Source organism: Streptomyces iakyrus, assembly GCF_000717055.1.
GTDB classification, from domain to species: Bacteria; Actinomycetota; Actinomycetes; order Streptomycetales; family Streptomycetaceae; genus Streptomyces; species Streptomyces iakyrus.
Map to the genome: position 1 here is coordinate 1 of NZ_JNXI01000163.1, position 279 is coordinate 279.

The 279-nt window shown below is 53.4% G+C and carries 2 rRNA genes; both read right to left on the bottom strand.

Going from position 1 to position 279, the window contains the following annotated elements:
• Positions 1-97 (bottom strand): 5S ribosomal RNA (gene rrf, locus OO68_RS43380); the annotation flags it as partial.
• 105 nt (positions 98-202) lie between these two features.
• Positions 203-279, bottom strand: a 23S ribosomal RNA gene (locus tag OO68_RS41945); the annotation flags it as partial.

A 279-nucleotide genomic window follows, 5' to 3' on the forward strand; every position in this document is an offset into this window, starting at 1 on the left:
CCCACAGGGTCCCCCCTGCAGTACCATCGGCGCTGTAAGGCTTAGCTTCCGGGTTCGGAATGTAACCGGGCGTTTCCCCTACGCTATAACCACCGAAACCCTAATGGTTTCGAGCGAACAAGCACACTCTTCAATTGTTTGTTCTACTCAAAGCCGACAACTGTTCGTTGTCTCAGAACTAACACAGTGGACGCGAGCAACTGAGGACAAGCCCTCGGCCTATTAGTACCGGTCAACTCCACACGTTACCGTGCTTCCATATCCGGCCTATCAACCCAG